The following is a 14,550-nucleotide window of genomic DNA, read 5'->3' on the forward strand; positions in this document are numbered from 1 at the left end:
CCCTGGGGCGGCCTTGCTCTACAGCTAATTTATGCGCCGACCAGTTCCAGCGCGTCGTGGGCGATGACCCACTCTTCGTTGGTCGGGATAACCAGGGCCTTGGTGGAACCAGCCTTGGTGATCTCGCCGCCCTTGCCGAAGCGAGCCTTCAGGTTGGCGTCGTGGTCGACGTCAAAGCCCAGCAGGCCCAGCTTGTTCAGGGTGATCTCACGGATCGGGGCGGAGTTCTCGCCGATGCCGCCGGTGAAGACCACGGCATCCAGACGACCGTCCATGGCGGCGGCGTAGGCACCGATGTACTTGGCCAGACGGTAGCAGTACACGTCCATGGCGCGCTTGGCTTCTTCCTTGCTGTCGTAGTTGTCTTCAACGAAACGGCAGTCGGAGGTGGCTTCGGTCAGACCCTGCAGGCCGGATTCCTTGGTCAGCATGGTGTTGATCTCGGCAACGCTCATGCCCAGCTTGTCGTGCAGGAAGAAGATGATAGCCGGATCGATGTCACCGGAACGGGTACCCATCACCAGGCCTTCCAGCGGGGTCAGGCCCATGGAGGTGTCGACGGACTGGCCGTTCTTGATGGCGCAGACGGAGCCGCCGTTGCCCAGGTGGCAGTTGATGATGTTGAGCTCTTCCACCGGCTTGTTCAGCTGCTTGGCCGCTTCCAGGCTGATGTAGTAGTGGCTGGTGCCGTGGGCGCCGTAGCGACGGATGCCGTTCTCTTTGTAGAGCTTGTACGGCAGGGCGTACAGGAAGGCTTCTTCCGGCATGGTCTGGTGGAAGGCGGTGTCGAACACGGCGACGTTCTTCTCGGCCAGTTCCGGGAAGACCTTCAGGGCGGCACGGATACCGATCAGGTGAGCCGGGTTGTGCAGCGGTGCGTAAGGAATGGCGGCTTCGATGCCGGCAATGACGTCATCACAGATGCGAACGGAGGAGGTGAAACGCTCGCCGCCGTGTACCACGCGGTGGCCGATGGCGATCAGGTTCTTGGACAGTTCCGGGTTGAGCGGCAGGATCTTGTGAACGATGAAGTCCAGCGCTTCCTGGTGAGCGGCACCGGCACCCAGATCAGCGTTGCCTTTCTCGCCGTTCAGCTTCCACTTGATGCGGGCGTCGTCGAGGTTGAAGCATTCGGCCAGGCCGGACAGCAGGTCATCACCGGTGGTTGCGTCAATGACAGCAAACTTCAGGGACGAGCTGCCACAGTTAAGAACAAGAACCAGCTTACTCATGAATAAATCCTATCGCAGATTGGGTTGGGTTGGAGGATGCGCCGGACGCGGTGCGTCCAAAAACTATCAACTTATCCTTATGAGGGTTGGCAATCTGTTGCTTGCCCCTTGTATAGTGATACAAGACCCGAAATTCAGACGTCCCTGACTGGTCAGTGGCCGTGCCCCAGCGTAAAAATGGGCGTACAAAGGATAACCTGATTGTTGAAAAATAACAAAGTCATCCTCAACCTTTGTTATTGCCTCTCAAATATTGTCGAGGTTTTGCCGTTAATGCGTTCGAAAAGAGCTCGGAGGTAGCATGAGCATGAACATTTTTGGAACTAAATTACAGCAAGGCCGTCATTATATGACTCTTTGGCCGCGCCGTCCCGAGCTTAATTCCATGTTCCCGGAGAATCGGGTGATCAAGGCCACCGAATTCGCCCTCAAGGTGATTCCGGCACTGGCGGTGCTCAGCGTCATGGTGCAGTTCCAGTTTGGTGAGCAGCACTACTGGCCCTCCGTCATGACCTCAGTGCTCTTCCTGCTCAGCCTGCCGCTGCAAGGGTACTACTGGCTCGGCCAGCGCGCCGATACCCGGCTACCCCCCTCCCTCGCCACCTGGTATCGGGAGATAAACGGCAAGATGAACGAGCAGGGCGGTCAACGTCAGCTGGTGGCCCGTCCCCGCTACGAAGAGCTGGCCGATACCCTCAACGCCGCCTTCAAGCAGCTGGACAAATCCTTCCTCTACGAATGACTTTCCGAAGTCAGACTGACGACAAAGGCGCCCTCAGGCGCCTTTTTCACATTCAGGCGGCCAGCACCTTGCTGATCTCCTGGATGGAGAGCTTGTACTGACGGGGGCACTGACGCCAGACCGCCAGCATGCGCTGGTACTTGTCCCGCATGGCGATGTCGCTGGAGAGCTCGTCGCAGGGGCAGGGCAGTTCGGGGAAGCGCTTGTCCACTTCCAGCAGGAAGCAGACGTAATCCGCCAGTTCCCGCTCCTGGCTGCGGCTGTAGCCGTTGAAGGCAAGGCGGCTCTCGTTGACATCGGCCCGGGCGCTGGCATCCAGGTTGCCCCAGGAGATGGCCAATGCATGGTGCAGCTCCAGGGTGTCCAGCACCTCCTGGCAGGTGGCGAGATCCAGATGGCCGAAGCTCTTCTCCAGCTCGAGGATCTGCAGGCAGTAGCCGCGCTCGACGATGGTGCTGGCACGCTGGTAAAACGCCGCCTTTTCCGGATTGAGTTTGGCCAGGATCTCGTACTGGTTGCTCAGGATCAGGCGTTCGGTGTGGCTCATGTTCATGGGCTGTCTCGCTGGAAAATGAATCTGGGGTCACGTTAACCCATATCCAGGATGAATTTTTTGATCTGAGAGGGGAGGTTGGCGAGAAAAGGGGGGAGAGGCGCTCTGGTGAGCCGCCAGAGAGTGGGGGCTGATGCCGTGGTGAAACGAGCAGAGCCCGCCATGGCGAGCCCTGCAACAATGCCGCTGGTGGCTTACCCCTTGACGAGGTCGAGCACCACCTGATGATGATCGCTGGTCTTGAACTTGTCGAAGCGATGGGCAACCTTGCCCTCTTCGTCGATGAGGAAACTCAGGCGATGAATGCCGTCATACTCCTTGCCCATGAACTTCTTCGGGCCCCAGACGCCAAAGGCATCGGCCACCGCGTGATCCTCATCGGCCAGCAGGCGGAAGTTGAGGTTGTCGCGCTCCTCGAACTTTTTCAGGCGCTTGGCGCTGTCAGGGCTGATGCCGAGCACCACCACATTGAGGGCAGCCAGCTCGCTATTGACGTCGCGCAGACCGCAGGCCTGGGTGGTGCAACCCGGGGTCATCGCCTTGGGGTAGAAATAGATCAGCACCTTCTTGCCGCGCAGGTCGGCGAGGCGAACCTGATTGCCGTCCTGATCGGAGAGGGAGAAATCGGGGGCCTGGGTACCAGCTTCTAGTGGTGACATGGGGTCTCCTCGGATAAACGCCGTCAGGCGTACTTGTGATTGACGATGAATTCGAACGACTCGGCGCCCAGTCCACGACAGAAATCGGCGAAGGCTGTCTTCGAGCCGGGCTCTTCTCCCTGCTTGGAGAGATTCAACTGAAAGTTCGCCTTGAGCAGGTTGAAGGGCTGCTGTTCCAGGGTGATGGTCTGCATGGCCTGGATGTCCCAGCCGTGATCGCTGAAGAACTGGGTGCACTGACTTACGATGCCCGGCTGATCCCGGATCAGCACCTCTGCGCTGGCGCTGATGTCATATTGCAGGGAGTGGTGGCGCTCGGTGCGTTTCATCATGGTGATGAGATCCCACTCCTGGCTGCGCAGTGGGAGGCTGATTTCCAGTTGCATCAGGCTGTTCCAGTCACCGGACAGCAGCATGATGAAGGTGAATTCGTTGCCGAAGATGCCAAGACGGCTGTCGACAATGTTGCAACCGCAGCCACTGACGTGACGGGTCACCTCATTGACGATGCCAGGCCTGTCCGTGCCGATGGCCGTTACGACCAGGTAGTGAGTCATAAATCGTCTCTTGTCCATTATTGAGAATGCGTTGACCGCGGGTGCCAGCACCCTGCCGGGAGGCCTCTTGTGCGCTCGTGCATTCATACGTTTTGTGCCGGATGGTAACACGGCTTGTCCCGTGTCTCCCTTGTTTTTCAAAAGGGGCAGCTTTACCATTACGCCCCTGAAAATCGGGAGAATTATCCATGTTACGCGGTAGTATTGTTGCGCTCGTTACCCCCATGCTGCCCTCGGGCGACATCGATTGGGTCAGTCTGGCAGCGCTGGTGGAATATCATGTGGATGCCGGGACCAGCGCCATCGTCGCCGTGGGAACCACGGGAGAATCGGTCACCCTGAGCGAGCAGGAACATATCGCCGTGGTTGAGAAGACGGTGGAATACGCCGCCGGACGCATTCCCGTCATCGCGGGCTGCGGCTCCAACAATACTGCTCATGCCATCGCCCTCTCCCGGCGTTTCGCCACCATGGGCGTGGTGGCGGGTCTCTCGGTTACCCCCTATTACAACAAACCCACCCAGGAAGGCCTCTATCGTCACTATTGTGCGATCGCCGAGGCTAGTGGTCTGCCTCAAATTCTCTATAATGTGCCCGGTCGCACCTGCTGTGACCTCAAACCCGAGACGGTGGCCCGTCTGGCCAAGGTGCCCGGCATCATAGGTTTGAAAGAAGCGACTGGCGATCTTGGCCGTACCCCGCTGCTGCGCGAACTGTGCGGGCCGGATTTTGCGCTTTATAGTGGCGATGACGCCAGCGGATGTGATTTTATGCTGCAAGGGGGCGATGGTGTCATTTCGGTCACCACCAATATTGCGGCGCCCCAGATGGCCGACATGTGTCGTGCTGCCCTGGCCGGTGATGCCGGGCAGGCTCATGACATCAACAATCGATTGATGCCGTTGCATCAGACTCTGTTCTGTGAACCGAGTCCCATCCCGGTGAAATGGGCCTGTGCCCGGCTGGGATTGATGGCGACGGCGACCTTGCGTCTGCCCCTGACCGATCTCACCCCCGAGGGGGAAGCGGCGATGGCGCGAGCACTGACGACTGCGGAGTTGATGGCGAGTGTTTAAAGCAAATGGAAAGGGAAATGCAGTGCGCCTGGTACTGAGTGTCGCGACGGTGGCCGTGCTGGCTGCCTGCAGCTCACCCCAGGAACGCAAAATGGCCAACCGTGGCTTCGAGTATGAAGAGAGCCGCCTTGAAGGCCGCGCCTTCCTTGTGCCCGCCGGGTTGAGTACCCCCGCCTTTAACAGCAATTTCGACATTCCGGCCCTGCCCGAGAGCAGCCGTGAGGGCGCCCTCGGGGCCAAGGTGGACGTGCGTCCGCCCGCCCAGTTGCTCACCGTGGTGCCCGGCAGCCAGGTGGTGGCCAATGCCAGCGAGCCAACCGTCGCCTTCTATGCCCTCAGCACCTCCCAGAGCGTGGAGCGCGATACCTGGGCCTTCCTGATGAACTTCCTGGCCGAACACAAGGTCACCACCGAGAAGCTGGACCAGCAGGACGGCGTCTTGCAGACCGGCTGGTTTGACAACTCAGCGGTGCTCGATGGCTGGGCGGAAGATGACGATGACTTCAAGATCCGTCAGCGTTACCAGTTCACCCTGCGCAACGATGTGCAGCGCCACGCCATCAAAATGTCGGTACGGGTGCTGGATCACGAAGAGACCATCGACGGCGAGACCAGCACTGTGCTGACACCGGCGGACGCCCAGCGTTATGCTACCCGCGCCCTGAACCAGTTCTCCCTCTATTACGACAAGCAGCTCAAGGCCCGTGAACAGCACAAGTCCAGCGATGGCATGGGGCTGGAGCTGGGTCTGGACAACAACGAGCTGAGCGCCTGGATTGCCGAAGGGTCGTTTGACCAGGTGTGGCGCCGCCTCAATCAGGTGCTGCCTGCCTATGGTTTCACCATCAAGGACACCCAGCAGTCCCTGGGCTGGATCGACGTGGAGTACGACGAGCCGGACAGCGAGTTCTGGAAGGCAAAGGGAGCGGAGCCCTTCAAGCTCGAGGAAGACAAGTATCGCTTCCAGCTCGGCGAGATGACGGGCGGCAAGACCTCCATCACCCTGTTCGACAAGGACAAGAAGCCTGTCGCATCCGGTGTCATCTCCCAGATGTACATCAGCCTGTCCGAGGCCTTTGCCAAGGGCTTGGCCGATCAGGGGGCGAAGTAAGCATGGAAACAGGGGCCTCGCGCCCCTGTTTTCTTATGTCCGGGTTGCCGCAGGGCCAGCGTGCCGAGCCGGTTGCCCCGGGCCTGAGTACCTGATGATGTGAATCCCCCACAGACAGGGGTCTGGTGCCCCTGCCTAACTAGTCCCACAACAGGAAGTGTTATTAGCCATGAGTCTTGCAGATCAAGTATTGGCGGTGAACGACGATTTGCCGATCCGTACCGATAAACCTGTCCATTCCGGCAAAGTGCGCAGCGTCTACTGGTTGACCCCGGCAGACAGTGCCCGGCTCATTCGGGAGAAAGGCTATGATGTGCCGGCCGATACGCCCCTGGCCCTCATGGTGATCAGTGATCGCATCTCGGCTTTCGACTGCATCTGGCAAGGGGTGGACGGTCTGAACGGCGTGCCGGGCAAGGGCGCGGCGCTCAATGCCATCTCCAGCCACTGGTTCAAGCTGTTCAAGGAGCAGGGGCTGGCGGACAGCCACATCCTGGACATCCCGCACCCCTTCGTCTGGATCGTGCAAAAAGCCCGTCCCGTGATGATCGAGGCCATTGCCCGCCAGTACATCACCGGCTCCATGTGGCGTGCCTACAAGGATGGTGAGCGGGAATTCTGCGGCATCACCCTGCCGGAAGGGCTCAAAAAGGATCAGAAGCTGCCCGAGATCCTCATCACCCCGTCCACCAAGGGGATCCTCAAGGGGCTGGATGGCGTGCCGGAAGCGGACGACGTCAACGTCTCCCGCGGCGACATCGAGCGCCACCATCAGGCCTTCGGCTTCCGCTCCCCGGCGGACATCGACCGCTACGAGGCGCTGCTCAAAGAGGGCTTCAACGTCATCAGCGAGGCGCTGGCTGCCCTGGATCAGGTCTTCGTCGACACCAAGTTCGAGTTCGGTTACGTGACCGATGCCGCCGGTCGCGAGAAGCTCATCTATATGGATGAAGTGGGCACCCCCGACAGCTCCCGCATCTGGGACGGCGCAGCCCTTCGCGGCGGCGAGATCATCGAGAAGTCCAAAGAGGGCTTCCGCCAGTGGCTGCTGAACCACTTCCCGGATCCGGACATCCTGCTCAACAAGAACCGTATGCCCGAGCGCTTTGCCCTGGCCCGTGACAACAAGCTGCCCACCGAGGTGATGATGGATATCTCCCGCACCTATGTGGGGATCGCCGAGAAGATCATCGGTCAGCCGCTGGTACGCAGTGCCAATCCGAAGCAGGAGATCATCGAGGTACTGCGGGAGCAGTACGGCCTGATCGACTGAGGCCGACCGCTTTTTTTGCCGCAGGCGCACAAACGTTTGCCGGTGGCAAGGGAGGCGTTTGCAACGCAGATGACAAAACGGGCCCCATGGCGGGGCCCGTTTTCATTGGGTTGTCCGGAGCGCTCAGCCATTGACCCGGAAGATCTGGCCGGTCTGTACCCCCAGTACCGATTTCTTGTAGGCCTGGGCCACCCGGGCGGCGGGTACCGGCACGAAGCCCGGGAAGAAGTCGGCATACTTGCCCATGGACTCTTCCAGCACGGTGGGGCTGACCACGTTGATGCGAATGCCCCTTGGCAGCTCGCAGGCGGCCCCTTTCACGAAGTGCTCGATGGCACCGTTGATGGTGGTGGCGCTCACCCCCCAGTGGATGGGCTCCTCGCTCAGAATGCCGCTGATGAGGGTGATGGAGCCACGGTCACTCAGGTGGGCAATGGCGGCCCGGGTCAGGTTGATCTGGCCCATCAGCTTGCTCTGAAGCCCCACCTGCCACTGCTCGTCCGTCATCTCGGTCAGGGCATTGAAGGCGACGCTGCCGCTGGCGACCACCAGGGCATCGAAGGATCCGACCTGCTCGAAGAGCGCCCGGATGGAGGCGGGGTCGCGCATGTCCACTCTGGCATCCCCCTGGCTGTGACCGACCCGGATCACCTGGTGATCCTGGGCAAGCAGTTCGCTGACGGCGGCGCCAATGGTGCCGGAGGCACCCACAATCACAATCTTCATATCTATCGCTCCTGGTTGAGATGAGTTGATGATAGCGGGATAAAAAGGGAGAAAAAGCGCTTATGATGAACCCATTGTTTCCATATTGGAGCTAATGATGGATATCACTCACCTGGCCAGTTTCTATGAAGTGGTGCAGCGGGGCAGTTTCTCCGCCGCTGCCGATGCCCTGGGGGTGAGCAAGGGGATGCTGAGTCGCCATGTCAGCGCCCTGGAGTCCGCCCTCAATGCCCAGCTGCTCCAGCGCACGACCCGCAGACTCAGCCTGACCGAGGCGGGGCGGGTGCTTCACCAGCAGGCCGGCGAGATCTTCGCCCTGGCCCGGGAGGCGGAGGAGGGGATCCGCGCCCTGACCGAGGAGGACAGCGGCCGCCTGCGCTTCACCTGCCCGGTCAGCACGGGGGACCGCATGGTGAGCGAGCTGCTCGCCCGTTTTGCCGAGCTGTGCCCCGGCGTCCAGGTCGAGCTCAACTTCACCAATGCCATGATCGACATGAGCCAGGGGGAGAATGACATCGCCCTGCGGGCCATGGAGCTGATCCCCGACAACCTGGTGGCCCTGCCGCTCGGCAGGCTCAAGGATGTGGTGGTGGCAAGCCCCGCCCTGCTGGCGCGGGAGGGGATCCCCGCCACTCCCTATGAGCTGGGGGGGCGCTCCTGCCTGCTGCAGGGCCACAACCCGGACTGGGAGCAGTGGCACTTTCGCCAGGGGGAAGAGGAGGCGCACATCCTGGTGCAGGGGCGAGTGCGGGCCAACCACTACAGCACCCTGCTGCAACTGGCCCGGGCGGGCATGGGCTTTGCCAAGTGTCCACTGATGCTGGTGGAGGCTAGCCTGGCCCGAGGGGAGCTGGTGGCCGTGCTGACGGAGTGGCAGACCGGCCTGCACCCGATCCATGTGCTGCACGCCCAGCAGCGCCGGGTGCCGCGCAAGATCCGGCTGTTCAAGCAGGTGCTGGCCCAGTGGTTTGCCGAGCGGCCCCATTATCTGCTGGGGTGAGCCTGCATCCCGTTATTTTTCTGTCATCTGGGGCTGCTACCCTGCGCCCTTCATCGCGAAAGGAGAGTCAGGGAATGAAGCGTCATCAGGGTTGGGCAGGGGTTGCGCTGCTGTGCTGCGGCGGTGTGCAGGCCGAGGTCAGGGTCGAGGTGCCCCGGGATTTCCAGATCCTGGCGGTGAGCGCCGGCAAGGTGCAGGACGAGCAGCATGCCGTGCTGGCCGACGGGGAGCAGCAACTGCTGGTGCGCTACGAGGGGGTGATCCCGAGTCGCAACAGCAGCGACAACGATCGCCAGGTTCGCTCCGAGCCCCAGGTGCTTCGCTATAAGGCCCGCGGGCAGTCGGTGCGCCTGCAGGCTCCCGTGCCCGCGGACGAGGCCGGGATGGAACGCTACGCCAGGGCCCCTGTCCTGGGCCTGGTGGCGGGGGGGCAGCCCCTCGAGGTGCGCCAGGATACGCTGATGGTGCAGGGGATGCAGATCGGCATGGACTGGCATGCCAGGCTGATGGAGTACAACCGTGGCGAGGGGCCTGCCGTGCTCGCCGGTGCGGCGGATGTAGCTGCGGCCGCCGTGGCGACGCCCCGGGTCTCCTCCGTGCCGTCCAGCGCCCTGGAAGGGCAGTTGCAACAGCTTTTCCTGCAGGCGGACCCCGCGCTTCGCAAGCGCTTCATCGGTTGGGCCGTGCCACGCCTTTAAGTTTGCTCCCCGTTGCAGTAACGTGGGCACATCTTTGATTCCCGATGTGCCCATGTTGATCAGCGAGGCCCCATGTTTGAATTGCACCCCCGCCTTCAGGCGGATACCCGGATACTCGGGGATCTGCCCCTGTGCCGCGTCCTGCTGGCCAAAGACAGCCAGTATCCCTGGCTGATTCTGGTGCCCCGGGTCGCCAACCTGCGGGAGATCCATCATCTGGCCCCCGAGCAGCAACAGCAGTTGATGCAGGAGTCCTGCGCCGTCGCCACCCTGATGGAGCGGGCACTCGGCCCGGACAAGATCAACGTGGCGGCCCTCGGCAATCTGGTGCCTCAGTTACACCTGCACCACGTGGCCCGCTTCAGCTCGGATGCGGCCTGGCCCGGTCCCATCTGGGGTGCCTGTCCCGCCATTCCCTATGAGGAGCAGGCCTTGCAAGGGGCGGCTGCCAGTTGGCAAACCCGTCTGGCTACCCTGGATGGATTTCAGCCATTTCTGACTGATAATCCAGTCAAGTGAGAGGTGGCTCGCGCTTTGGGCACCGGGATCACGCAATCTGTTAGCGTATCGCGCCGGTGCATGGTGACATGGGCGACACGAGTGACAGCCCCATTATTTCGATCAGCAGGAAGGTTCCATGATAGTGACAAGATCCGAGGATGATGCCGTATTGACCACAGAGGACGTACTGCTGAGCCTGTGCAATTCGGTAACGAGCGTATTGAGTGCGGCGACCCAGACCCAGGTGCGCTTCTCCGGCATGGTGCAGCGGATCAGCAAGACCTGCCTCAAGCCTGACATCGGCTGTTTCGTGCTGTTTGACGGCGGCTTCTCCGGGCTGGTGGTGATCAACTTCTCCGCCGCCGCGGCCATGGAGCTCTACCAGAGCTACATGCTGAGCATGGGGCTCTCCAAGGAGGATCTTGCCATCTCCCACACCTCGGACGAGGTGAGCAACGTCATGGGCGAGCTGATGAACCAGATCGTCGGCAGCTTCACCACCAAGGTGGGGCGCGAGCTGCAGACCCACATCACCCAGAACCAGCCCAAGATGCTGGCGCTCAACAAGCAGGTGATGCTGAGCGTCGACACCAACCTCGACAATCCCGAGACCCGCCGGGTGACCTTCTTCACCGCCAGCAACAACATCTTCTATCTGGAGCTGGCCATGGACAAGACGGAGTTTATCCGGATCCATGATGGCGGCGTGCAGGAGGAGGTGGATCCCGACGAGCTGATCGCCCAGGCCAAGCAATCAGCCAAACCGGCACCGGCGGCCGCGCCGGCGAGCAACGAGCACGACGATCTGCTGGATTCCCTCGGCATCTGATGGTCGAGGGTTGTGCAAATGAAGAGGCCACCCCGGGGGTGGCCTTCTTGCTTGGGGCGGGTCAGAAGTTGTAAAGCAGCCCGGTACTGAAGCGAAGCGCCTCGGCATCGTAGAAGTCGATGTCGGAGTCGGCGCTGGAGTAGGCTGCGGTGAAGGTGGCGGCAAGGGGTTTGATGCCGAACAGGTTGTGCCAGAAGAAGGTGCCATTGAGGGCGAGCTCGCTGGCATCGGCGCGCTGGCCGAACAGGGGATTCGCCTCGTCATACTTGCGCTTGCCGGCGTAGAGGTTGCTCACGATGGACCACTGGGAGGCGCGCTTGGCATAGGTCAGCTGCAGACCGGTATTCTTGAAGCTCTCCGCACTCCCGTCCAGGCGGGCCTCCTTGTAGAGGAAGGCGGGCTCCAGCAGCTGGTCGCCGCCGAAGTGGTACTGGTAGGAGACAGCCAGGTCGTGGACCTTGCCGTTGCGGCTCAGCATGGAGGCGTAGTGGGTGCCGTGGGTCAGGTCATATTGCTGGCCACTGCGCTCCTCGTCGAGCTCCACTTCCCGGCTGGTCAGGGTGGCGTAGACGTTGCTGCCCCAGATCCTGTCCCAGGCAAAGCGCACCCCTTTCGAGGTGAGATCGGTGGCGCTGCGGTCCACGCCGGTGGCGAAGGGATCGCTCCACACTTCCACCGGCATGAGGTTGAACACCAGGGAGGTGGCGACGATACCCTTGTCGCCCATCTCCTGGCGCAGACCGAGTTGCTGGGTAAAGTCGAAGCGCACCGCGTCCTGGATGAGGTTGCCGAGGAAGACCTGGGTGCGGGTATCGGCGAAGGTGTAGCGGATATCGGCATTGAGCAGCGGGCTCAGACCGCTTTCGCGGCCGGGGGAGCCCAGATCATCGATACGGCTGTTGCTGTCGTCACCGGCATAGAAGTTGGACTTGTGGCTGCCGGCATTGACCCCGCCCAGCAGAAAACCGGACCAGCCGGTCTGGCGGGGGATCTCCCCCAGATCGGCGTGGGCGGTGGTGGCGACCAGCAGGCCAAGGCTCAACAGAACATGATTTCGCATCGGGTATGCTCCTGACATAACGAATGAGAAGGGTGACAGTGTGCCCCGGTATTCCGGTGGAACCGGTGCTGACTGAGGCATGGCAGGCATGCTACCCCAGCCGGAGTGTGACGTTAATCAATAATTGAATACGCGACGGACAAGAGTTCATGTCGCCGTACTGGTATCCTGTTTGCGCAAGAAAAGGGGAGAAAACAACGAGATGAAGCAGATCAAATCCTGGGCGCAATATTACGTCGACCTGATGACCAAGCTGGGACTGGTGCGCTTCAGCATGTTCCTGGCCACCGCCATCATAGTGCTGGCCGTGTCGATCCAGATGGGGGTGACCCTGTTTTTGCGCGGCACCGTGGACATCGTCGACCTGGTGCGCTCTGTCTTCTTCGGCCTGCTGGTGACCCCCTGGGCCGTCTATTTTCTCTCCATCGTGGTGGATCAGCTGGAGGACTCCCGCCAGCGGCTGACCCGGATGGTGCGCAAGTTGCAAGACATGCGCGAGCGGGATCTCGAGCTCAACAGCCAGTTGCAGGAGAACATCAGCCGGCTCAACGCCCAGATCGCCGAGACCAACCGGGCCGAGACCCTGCGCCAGCAAGCCATCGAGGATCTCGAAAACGAAGTGTTCCAGCGGGAGAAGGCCCAGCTGCATCTGGGGGAGCGTACCGCCCTCTTGCGCTCCTTCATCGACTGCTCCCCCGATCTGGTCTATTACCGCAACGAGGACGAGCAGTTCTCCGGTTGCAACCGCGCCATGGAGGAGCTCACCGGCAAGGTGGAAGCGGAACTCATCGGCCTGACCCCGTTCGATGTCTACAAGCACGACATCGCCAGCAAGGTGGTGGAAACCGACAAGCAGGTCTTCGCCCAGAACGAGCCGCTCACCTATGAGCAGTGGCTGGAGTATCCCGATGGCCGCAAGGCCTACTTCGAGCTGCGCAAGGTGCCCTTCTTCGACCGCTTCGGCAAGCGGCTCGGCCTGCTCGGCTTTGGTCGCGACATCACCGAGCGCAAGCAGTACCAGGACAAGCTGGAGAAGGCGAGTCGGGACAAGACCACCTTCATCTCCACCATCAGCCACGAGCTGCGCACCCCGCTCAATGGCATCGTGGGCCTGAGCCGGATGCTGATGGATACGCCCCTCGATGCCAGACAGCAGCAGCAGCTCAAGACCATCCACCTGAGCGCGGTGACGCTCGGCAACATCTTCAACGACATCATCGATCTGGACAAGCTCGACCGTCGTCGGCTGGAGATTGCGCCGGCTCCGCTGGATTTGCCCGCCTTCCTCGACGAGCTGGAGACGCTGTCGCGCATCCAGGCGGAGCAGAAGGGGCTCTACCTGCACTTCGACCGGGACGGCGACATGCCCCAGTTCGTTATGGCGGACGGCACCCGGCTGCGTCAGGTGCTGTGGAACCTGGTGGGCAATGCGGTCAAGTTCACCGATGAAGGGGGCGTCACCATACGCTGTCTCGCCCACACCGCTGATGAACCGGGCAAACTGGCGCTGCACTTCGAGGTGGAAGACACCGGGGTGGGCATTCCCCGTGCCCAGCAGGAGAAGATCTTCGCCATGTACTATCAGGTGCAGGGCAAGAAGCACGCCACCGGCACCGGCATCGGTCTTGCGGTCTCCCGCCAGCTGGTGCAGGCCATGGGCGGTCAACTCTATGTAGACAGCGACCCGGGCGAAGGCGCCTGCTTCACCGCCGAGCTTGAGGTGGACTGCGTCGAGCCCAGGGCCGCGGCCCCGGAGCCCGAGATGCCCTCCCTCGACATCCTGCTGGTGGAGGATGTGGAGCTCAACGTGACTGTGGCCTGCGCCCTGCTGAACAAGCTCGGCCATCAGGTCAAGGTGGCGCGGGATGGTGCAGAGGCGCTGGCCATGGCCAACCCGGATGATTTCGACTTGATCCTGCTCGACATCCAGCTGCCGGACATGACGGGGTTCGATGTGGCGGAGCAACTGCTCGCGCGCTACGGCGACAGCCTGCCCCCCATGGTGGCGCTCACCGCCAACGCCACCGGCGATCGCCAGTACTACCGGGATCACGGCATGCAGGATGTGATCAACAAGCCGCTGGGCTCCAAGGCGGTGCGGGAGGTGATAGGCCACCTGTTTGCGGATCTTGCCGGGGACGAGGCGGACGAGCAGGACGATGTCCACCATCAGGATGCCCTGCTGGATCTGCCCTTCCTCACCGATTACGCCAGCACGGTCGGCAAGCCGGTGCTGTTCTCCAGCGTCGAGCTGTTCGAGAAGATGATGCCGGACTACATGGCAGTACTCGACTCCAACATGATTGCCAGGGATCAGGCCGGTGTGGTGGAGGAGGCCCACAAGATCAAGGGGGCGGCGGGCTCCATCGGCCTGCGCCGGTTGCAGCAGACGGCCCAGCTTATCCAGAGCCCGGATCACCCCGCCTGGTGGGAGAACGTGGAAGACTGGATTGAAACCCTGCGCCGGGAATACCCGGGTGACATCGCCCGCCTGCGGCGCTGGCTGCTCTCGTAGACACGACGCCTCAGGCAA

The 14,550-nt window shown here is 61.6% G+C and carries 15 protein-coding genes; 9 read left to right on the forward strand and 6 right to left on the reverse strand.

Annotation, left to right across the window (positions count from 1 at the left end):
• Positions 1-29: 29 nt before the first annotated feature.
• Complete coding sequence (locus PG887_RS08255; RefSeq protein ID WP_200164566.1) at positions 30-1,232, reverse strand: acetate kinase; 1,203 nt, start codon at positions 1,230-1,232, stop codon at positions 30-32.
• Positions 1,233-1,533: 301 nt separating this feature from the next.
• Between PG887_RS08255 and yfbV the strand changes: the two genes are divergently transcribed.
• Positions 1,534-1,974, forward strand: a complete 441-nt coding sequence (gene yfbV, locus PG887_RS08260) for a terminus macrodomain insulation protein YfbV (RefSeq protein ID WP_041211118.1) — start codon at positions 1,534-1,536, stop codon at positions 1,972-1,974.
• A 52-nt stretch (positions 1,975-2,026) separates the two neighbouring features.
• Here yfbV and PG887_RS08265 read toward each other — a convergent pair whose 3' ends face one another.
• The 3 genes from PG887_RS08265 to PG887_RS08275 all read right to left on the reverse strand — a co-directional run bounded on the left by PG887_RS08265 (position 2,027) and on the right by PG887_RS08275 (position 3,743).
• Positions 2,027-2,527: a YfbU family protein gene (locus PG887_RS08265; protein WP_039040945.1), complete on the reverse strand. Its 501-nt coding sequence runs from the start codon at positions 2,525-2,527 to the stop codon at positions 2,027-2,029.
• A gap of 194 nt (positions 2,528-2,721) precedes the next feature.
• Positions 2,722-3,186: a thioredoxin-dependent thiol peroxidase gene (bcp, locus tag PG887_RS08270; RefSeq protein WP_010673165.1), complete on the reverse strand. Its 465-nt coding sequence runs from the start codon at positions 3,184-3,186 to the stop codon at positions 2,722-2,724.
• Positions 3,187-3,209: 23 nt separating this feature from the next.
• Positions 3,210-3,743 (reverse strand): glycine cleavage system protein R, encoded by a 534-nt coding sequence (locus PG887_RS08275; protein ID WP_010673166.1) that lies wholly within the window; start codon positions 3,741-3,743, stop codon positions 3,210-3,212.
• Positions 3,744-3,931: 188 nt separating this feature from the next.
• Here PG887_RS08275 and dapA point away from each other — a divergent pair, with 188 nt between their 5' ends.
• The 3 genes from dapA to PG887_RS08290 all read left to right on the forward strand — a co-directional run bounded on the left by dapA (position 3,932) and on the right by PG887_RS08290 (position 7,203).
• Complete coding sequence (dapA, locus tag PG887_RS08280) at positions 3,932-4,819, forward strand: 4-hydroxy-tetrahydrodipicolinate synthase (RefSeq protein WP_029313831.1); 888 nt, start codon at positions 3,932-3,934, stop codon at positions 4,817-4,819.
• Complete coding sequence (gene bamC / locus PG887_RS08285; RefSeq protein WP_029313833.1) at positions 4,812-5,930, forward strand: outer membrane protein assembly factor BamC; 1,119 nt, start codon at positions 4,812-4,814, stop codon at positions 5,928-5,930. Before dapA ends, bamC begins: the two co-directional genes overlap by 8 nt.
• 169 nt (positions 5,931-6,099) lie before the next feature.
• A complete protein-coding gene (locus PG887_RS08290) occupies positions 6,100-7,203 on the forward strand; it encodes a phosphoribosylaminoimidazolesuccinocarboxamide synthase (RefSeq protein ID WP_039040947.1) in 1,104 nt (367 codons plus the stop codon).
• Positions 7,204-7,326: 123 nt separating this feature from the next.
• Here PG887_RS08290 and PG887_RS08295 read toward each other — a convergent pair whose 3' ends face one another.
• Complete coding sequence (locus PG887_RS08295) at positions 7,327-7,929, reverse strand: short chain dehydrogenase (protein ID WP_041211120.1); 603 nt, start codon at positions 7,927-7,929, stop codon at positions 7,327-7,329.
• A gap of 97 nt (positions 7,930-8,026) precedes the next feature.
• Here PG887_RS08295 and PG887_RS08300 point away from each other — a divergent pair, with 97 nt between their 5' ends.
• From PG887_RS08300 to PG887_RS08315, 4 genes are all read left to right on the forward strand, one after another.
• Positions 8,027-8,929 (forward strand): LysR family transcriptional regulator, encoded by a 903-nt coding sequence (locus PG887_RS08300; RefSeq protein ID WP_042016837.1) that lies wholly within the window; start codon positions 8,027-8,029, stop codon positions 8,927-8,929.
• A gap of 74 nt (positions 8,930-9,003) precedes the next feature.
• Positions 9,004-9,627, forward strand: coding sequence for a DUF2057 domain-containing protein (locus tag PG887_RS08305; RefSeq protein ID WP_270821459.1), 624 nt, complete (start codon positions 9,004-9,006; stop codon positions 9,625-9,627).
• A gap of 72 nt (positions 9,628-9,699) precedes the next feature.
• The gene (locus tag PG887_RS08310) at positions 9,700-10,146 is read left to right on the forward strand and encodes an HIT domain-containing protein (RefSeq protein WP_039040966.1); all 447 of its coding nucleotides are present in this window, start codon (positions 9,700-9,702) and stop codon (positions 10,144-10,146) included.
• 118 nt (positions 10,147-10,264) lie between these two features.
• The gene (locus PG887_RS08315; protein WP_029313837.1) at positions 10,265-10,957 is read left to right on the forward strand and encodes a DUF3334 family protein; all 693 of its coding nucleotides are present in this window, start codon (positions 10,265-10,267) and stop codon (positions 10,955-10,957) included.
• Between the two features lie 61 nt (positions 10,958-11,018).
• Here the strand turns inward: PG887_RS08315 and PG887_RS08320 are convergent, their stop codons facing one another.
• On the reverse strand, positions 11,019-12,017 hold the full coding sequence (locus tag PG887_RS08320) for a DUF2860 family protein (protein WP_270821460.1): 999 nt from the start codon (positions 12,015-12,017) through the stop codon (positions 11,019-11,021).
• 202 nt (positions 12,018-12,219) lie between these two features.
• Between PG887_RS08320 and arcB the strand changes: the two genes are divergently transcribed.
• Positions 12,220-14,532 carry an aerobic respiration two-component sensor histidine kinase ArcB gene (gene arcB, locus PG887_RS08325; RefSeq protein ID WP_270821461.1) on the forward strand — a complete coding sequence of 771 codons (2,313 nt, stop codon included), beginning with the start codon at positions 12,220-12,222 and terminating at the stop codon, positions 14,530-14,532.
• The last annotated feature ends 18 nt before the right edge of the window (positions 14,533-14,550 follow it).

It is taken from the genome of Aeromonas sp. QDB14, assembly GCF_027707845.1.
Taxonomy (GTDB): Bacteria; Pseudomonadota; Gammaproteobacteria; order Enterobacterales; family Aeromonadaceae; genus Aeromonas; species Aeromonas caviae.

Coding starts and splice junctions, on each gene's coding strand:
- PG887_RS08295 (WP_041211120.1), bottom strand. CDS start 7,929: ATGAAGATTGTGATTGTGGGTGCCTCCGGCACCATTGGCGCCGCCGTC.
- yfbV (WP_041211118.1), top strand. CDS start 1,534: ATGAGCATGAACATTTTTGGAACTAAATTACAGCAAGGCCGTCATTAT.
- PG887_RS08255 (WP_200164566.1), bottom strand. CDS start 1,232: ATGAGTAAGCTGGTTCTTGTTCTTAACTGTGGCAGCTCGTCCCTGAAG.
- PG887_RS08265 (WP_039040945.1), bottom strand. CDS start 2,527: ATGAACATGAGCCACACCGAACGCCTGATCCTGAGCAACCAGTACGAG.
- PG887_RS08310 (WP_039040966.1), top strand. CDS start 9,700: ATGTTTGAATTGCACCCCCGCCTTCAGGCGGATACCCGGATACTCGGG.
- PG887_RS08320 (WP_270821460.1), bottom strand. CDS start 12,017: ATGCGAAATCATGTTCTGTTGAGCCTTGGCCTGCTGGTCGCCACCACC.
- PG887_RS08305 (WP_270821459.1), top strand. CDS start 9,004: ATGAAGCGTCATCAGGGTTGGGCAGGGGTTGCGCTGCTGTGCTGCGGC.
- bcp (WP_010673165.1), bottom strand. CDS start 3,186: ATGTCACCACTAGAAGCTGGTACCCAGGCCCCCGATTTCTCCCTCTCC.
- arcB (WP_270821461.1), top strand. CDS start 12,220: ATGAAGCAGATCAAATCCTGGGCGCAATATTACGTCGACCTGATGACC.
- PG887_RS08290 (WP_039040947.1), top strand. CDS start 6,100: ATGAGTCTTGCAGATCAAGTATTGGCGGTGAACGACGATTTGCCGATC.
- PG887_RS08315 (WP_029313837.1), top strand. CDS start 10,265: ATGATAGTGACAAGATCCGAGGATGATGCCGTATTGACCACAGAGGAC.
- PG887_RS08275 (WP_010673166.1), bottom strand. CDS start 3,743: ATGACTCACTACCTGGTCGTAACGGCCATCGGCACGGACAGGCCTGGC.
- dapA (WP_029313831.1), top strand. CDS start 3,932: ATGTTACGCGGTAGTATTGTTGCGCTCGTTACCCCCATGCTGCCCTCG.
- PG887_RS08300 (WP_042016837.1), top strand. CDS start 8,027: ATGGATATCACTCACCTGGCCAGTTTCTATGAAGTGGTGCAGCGGGGC.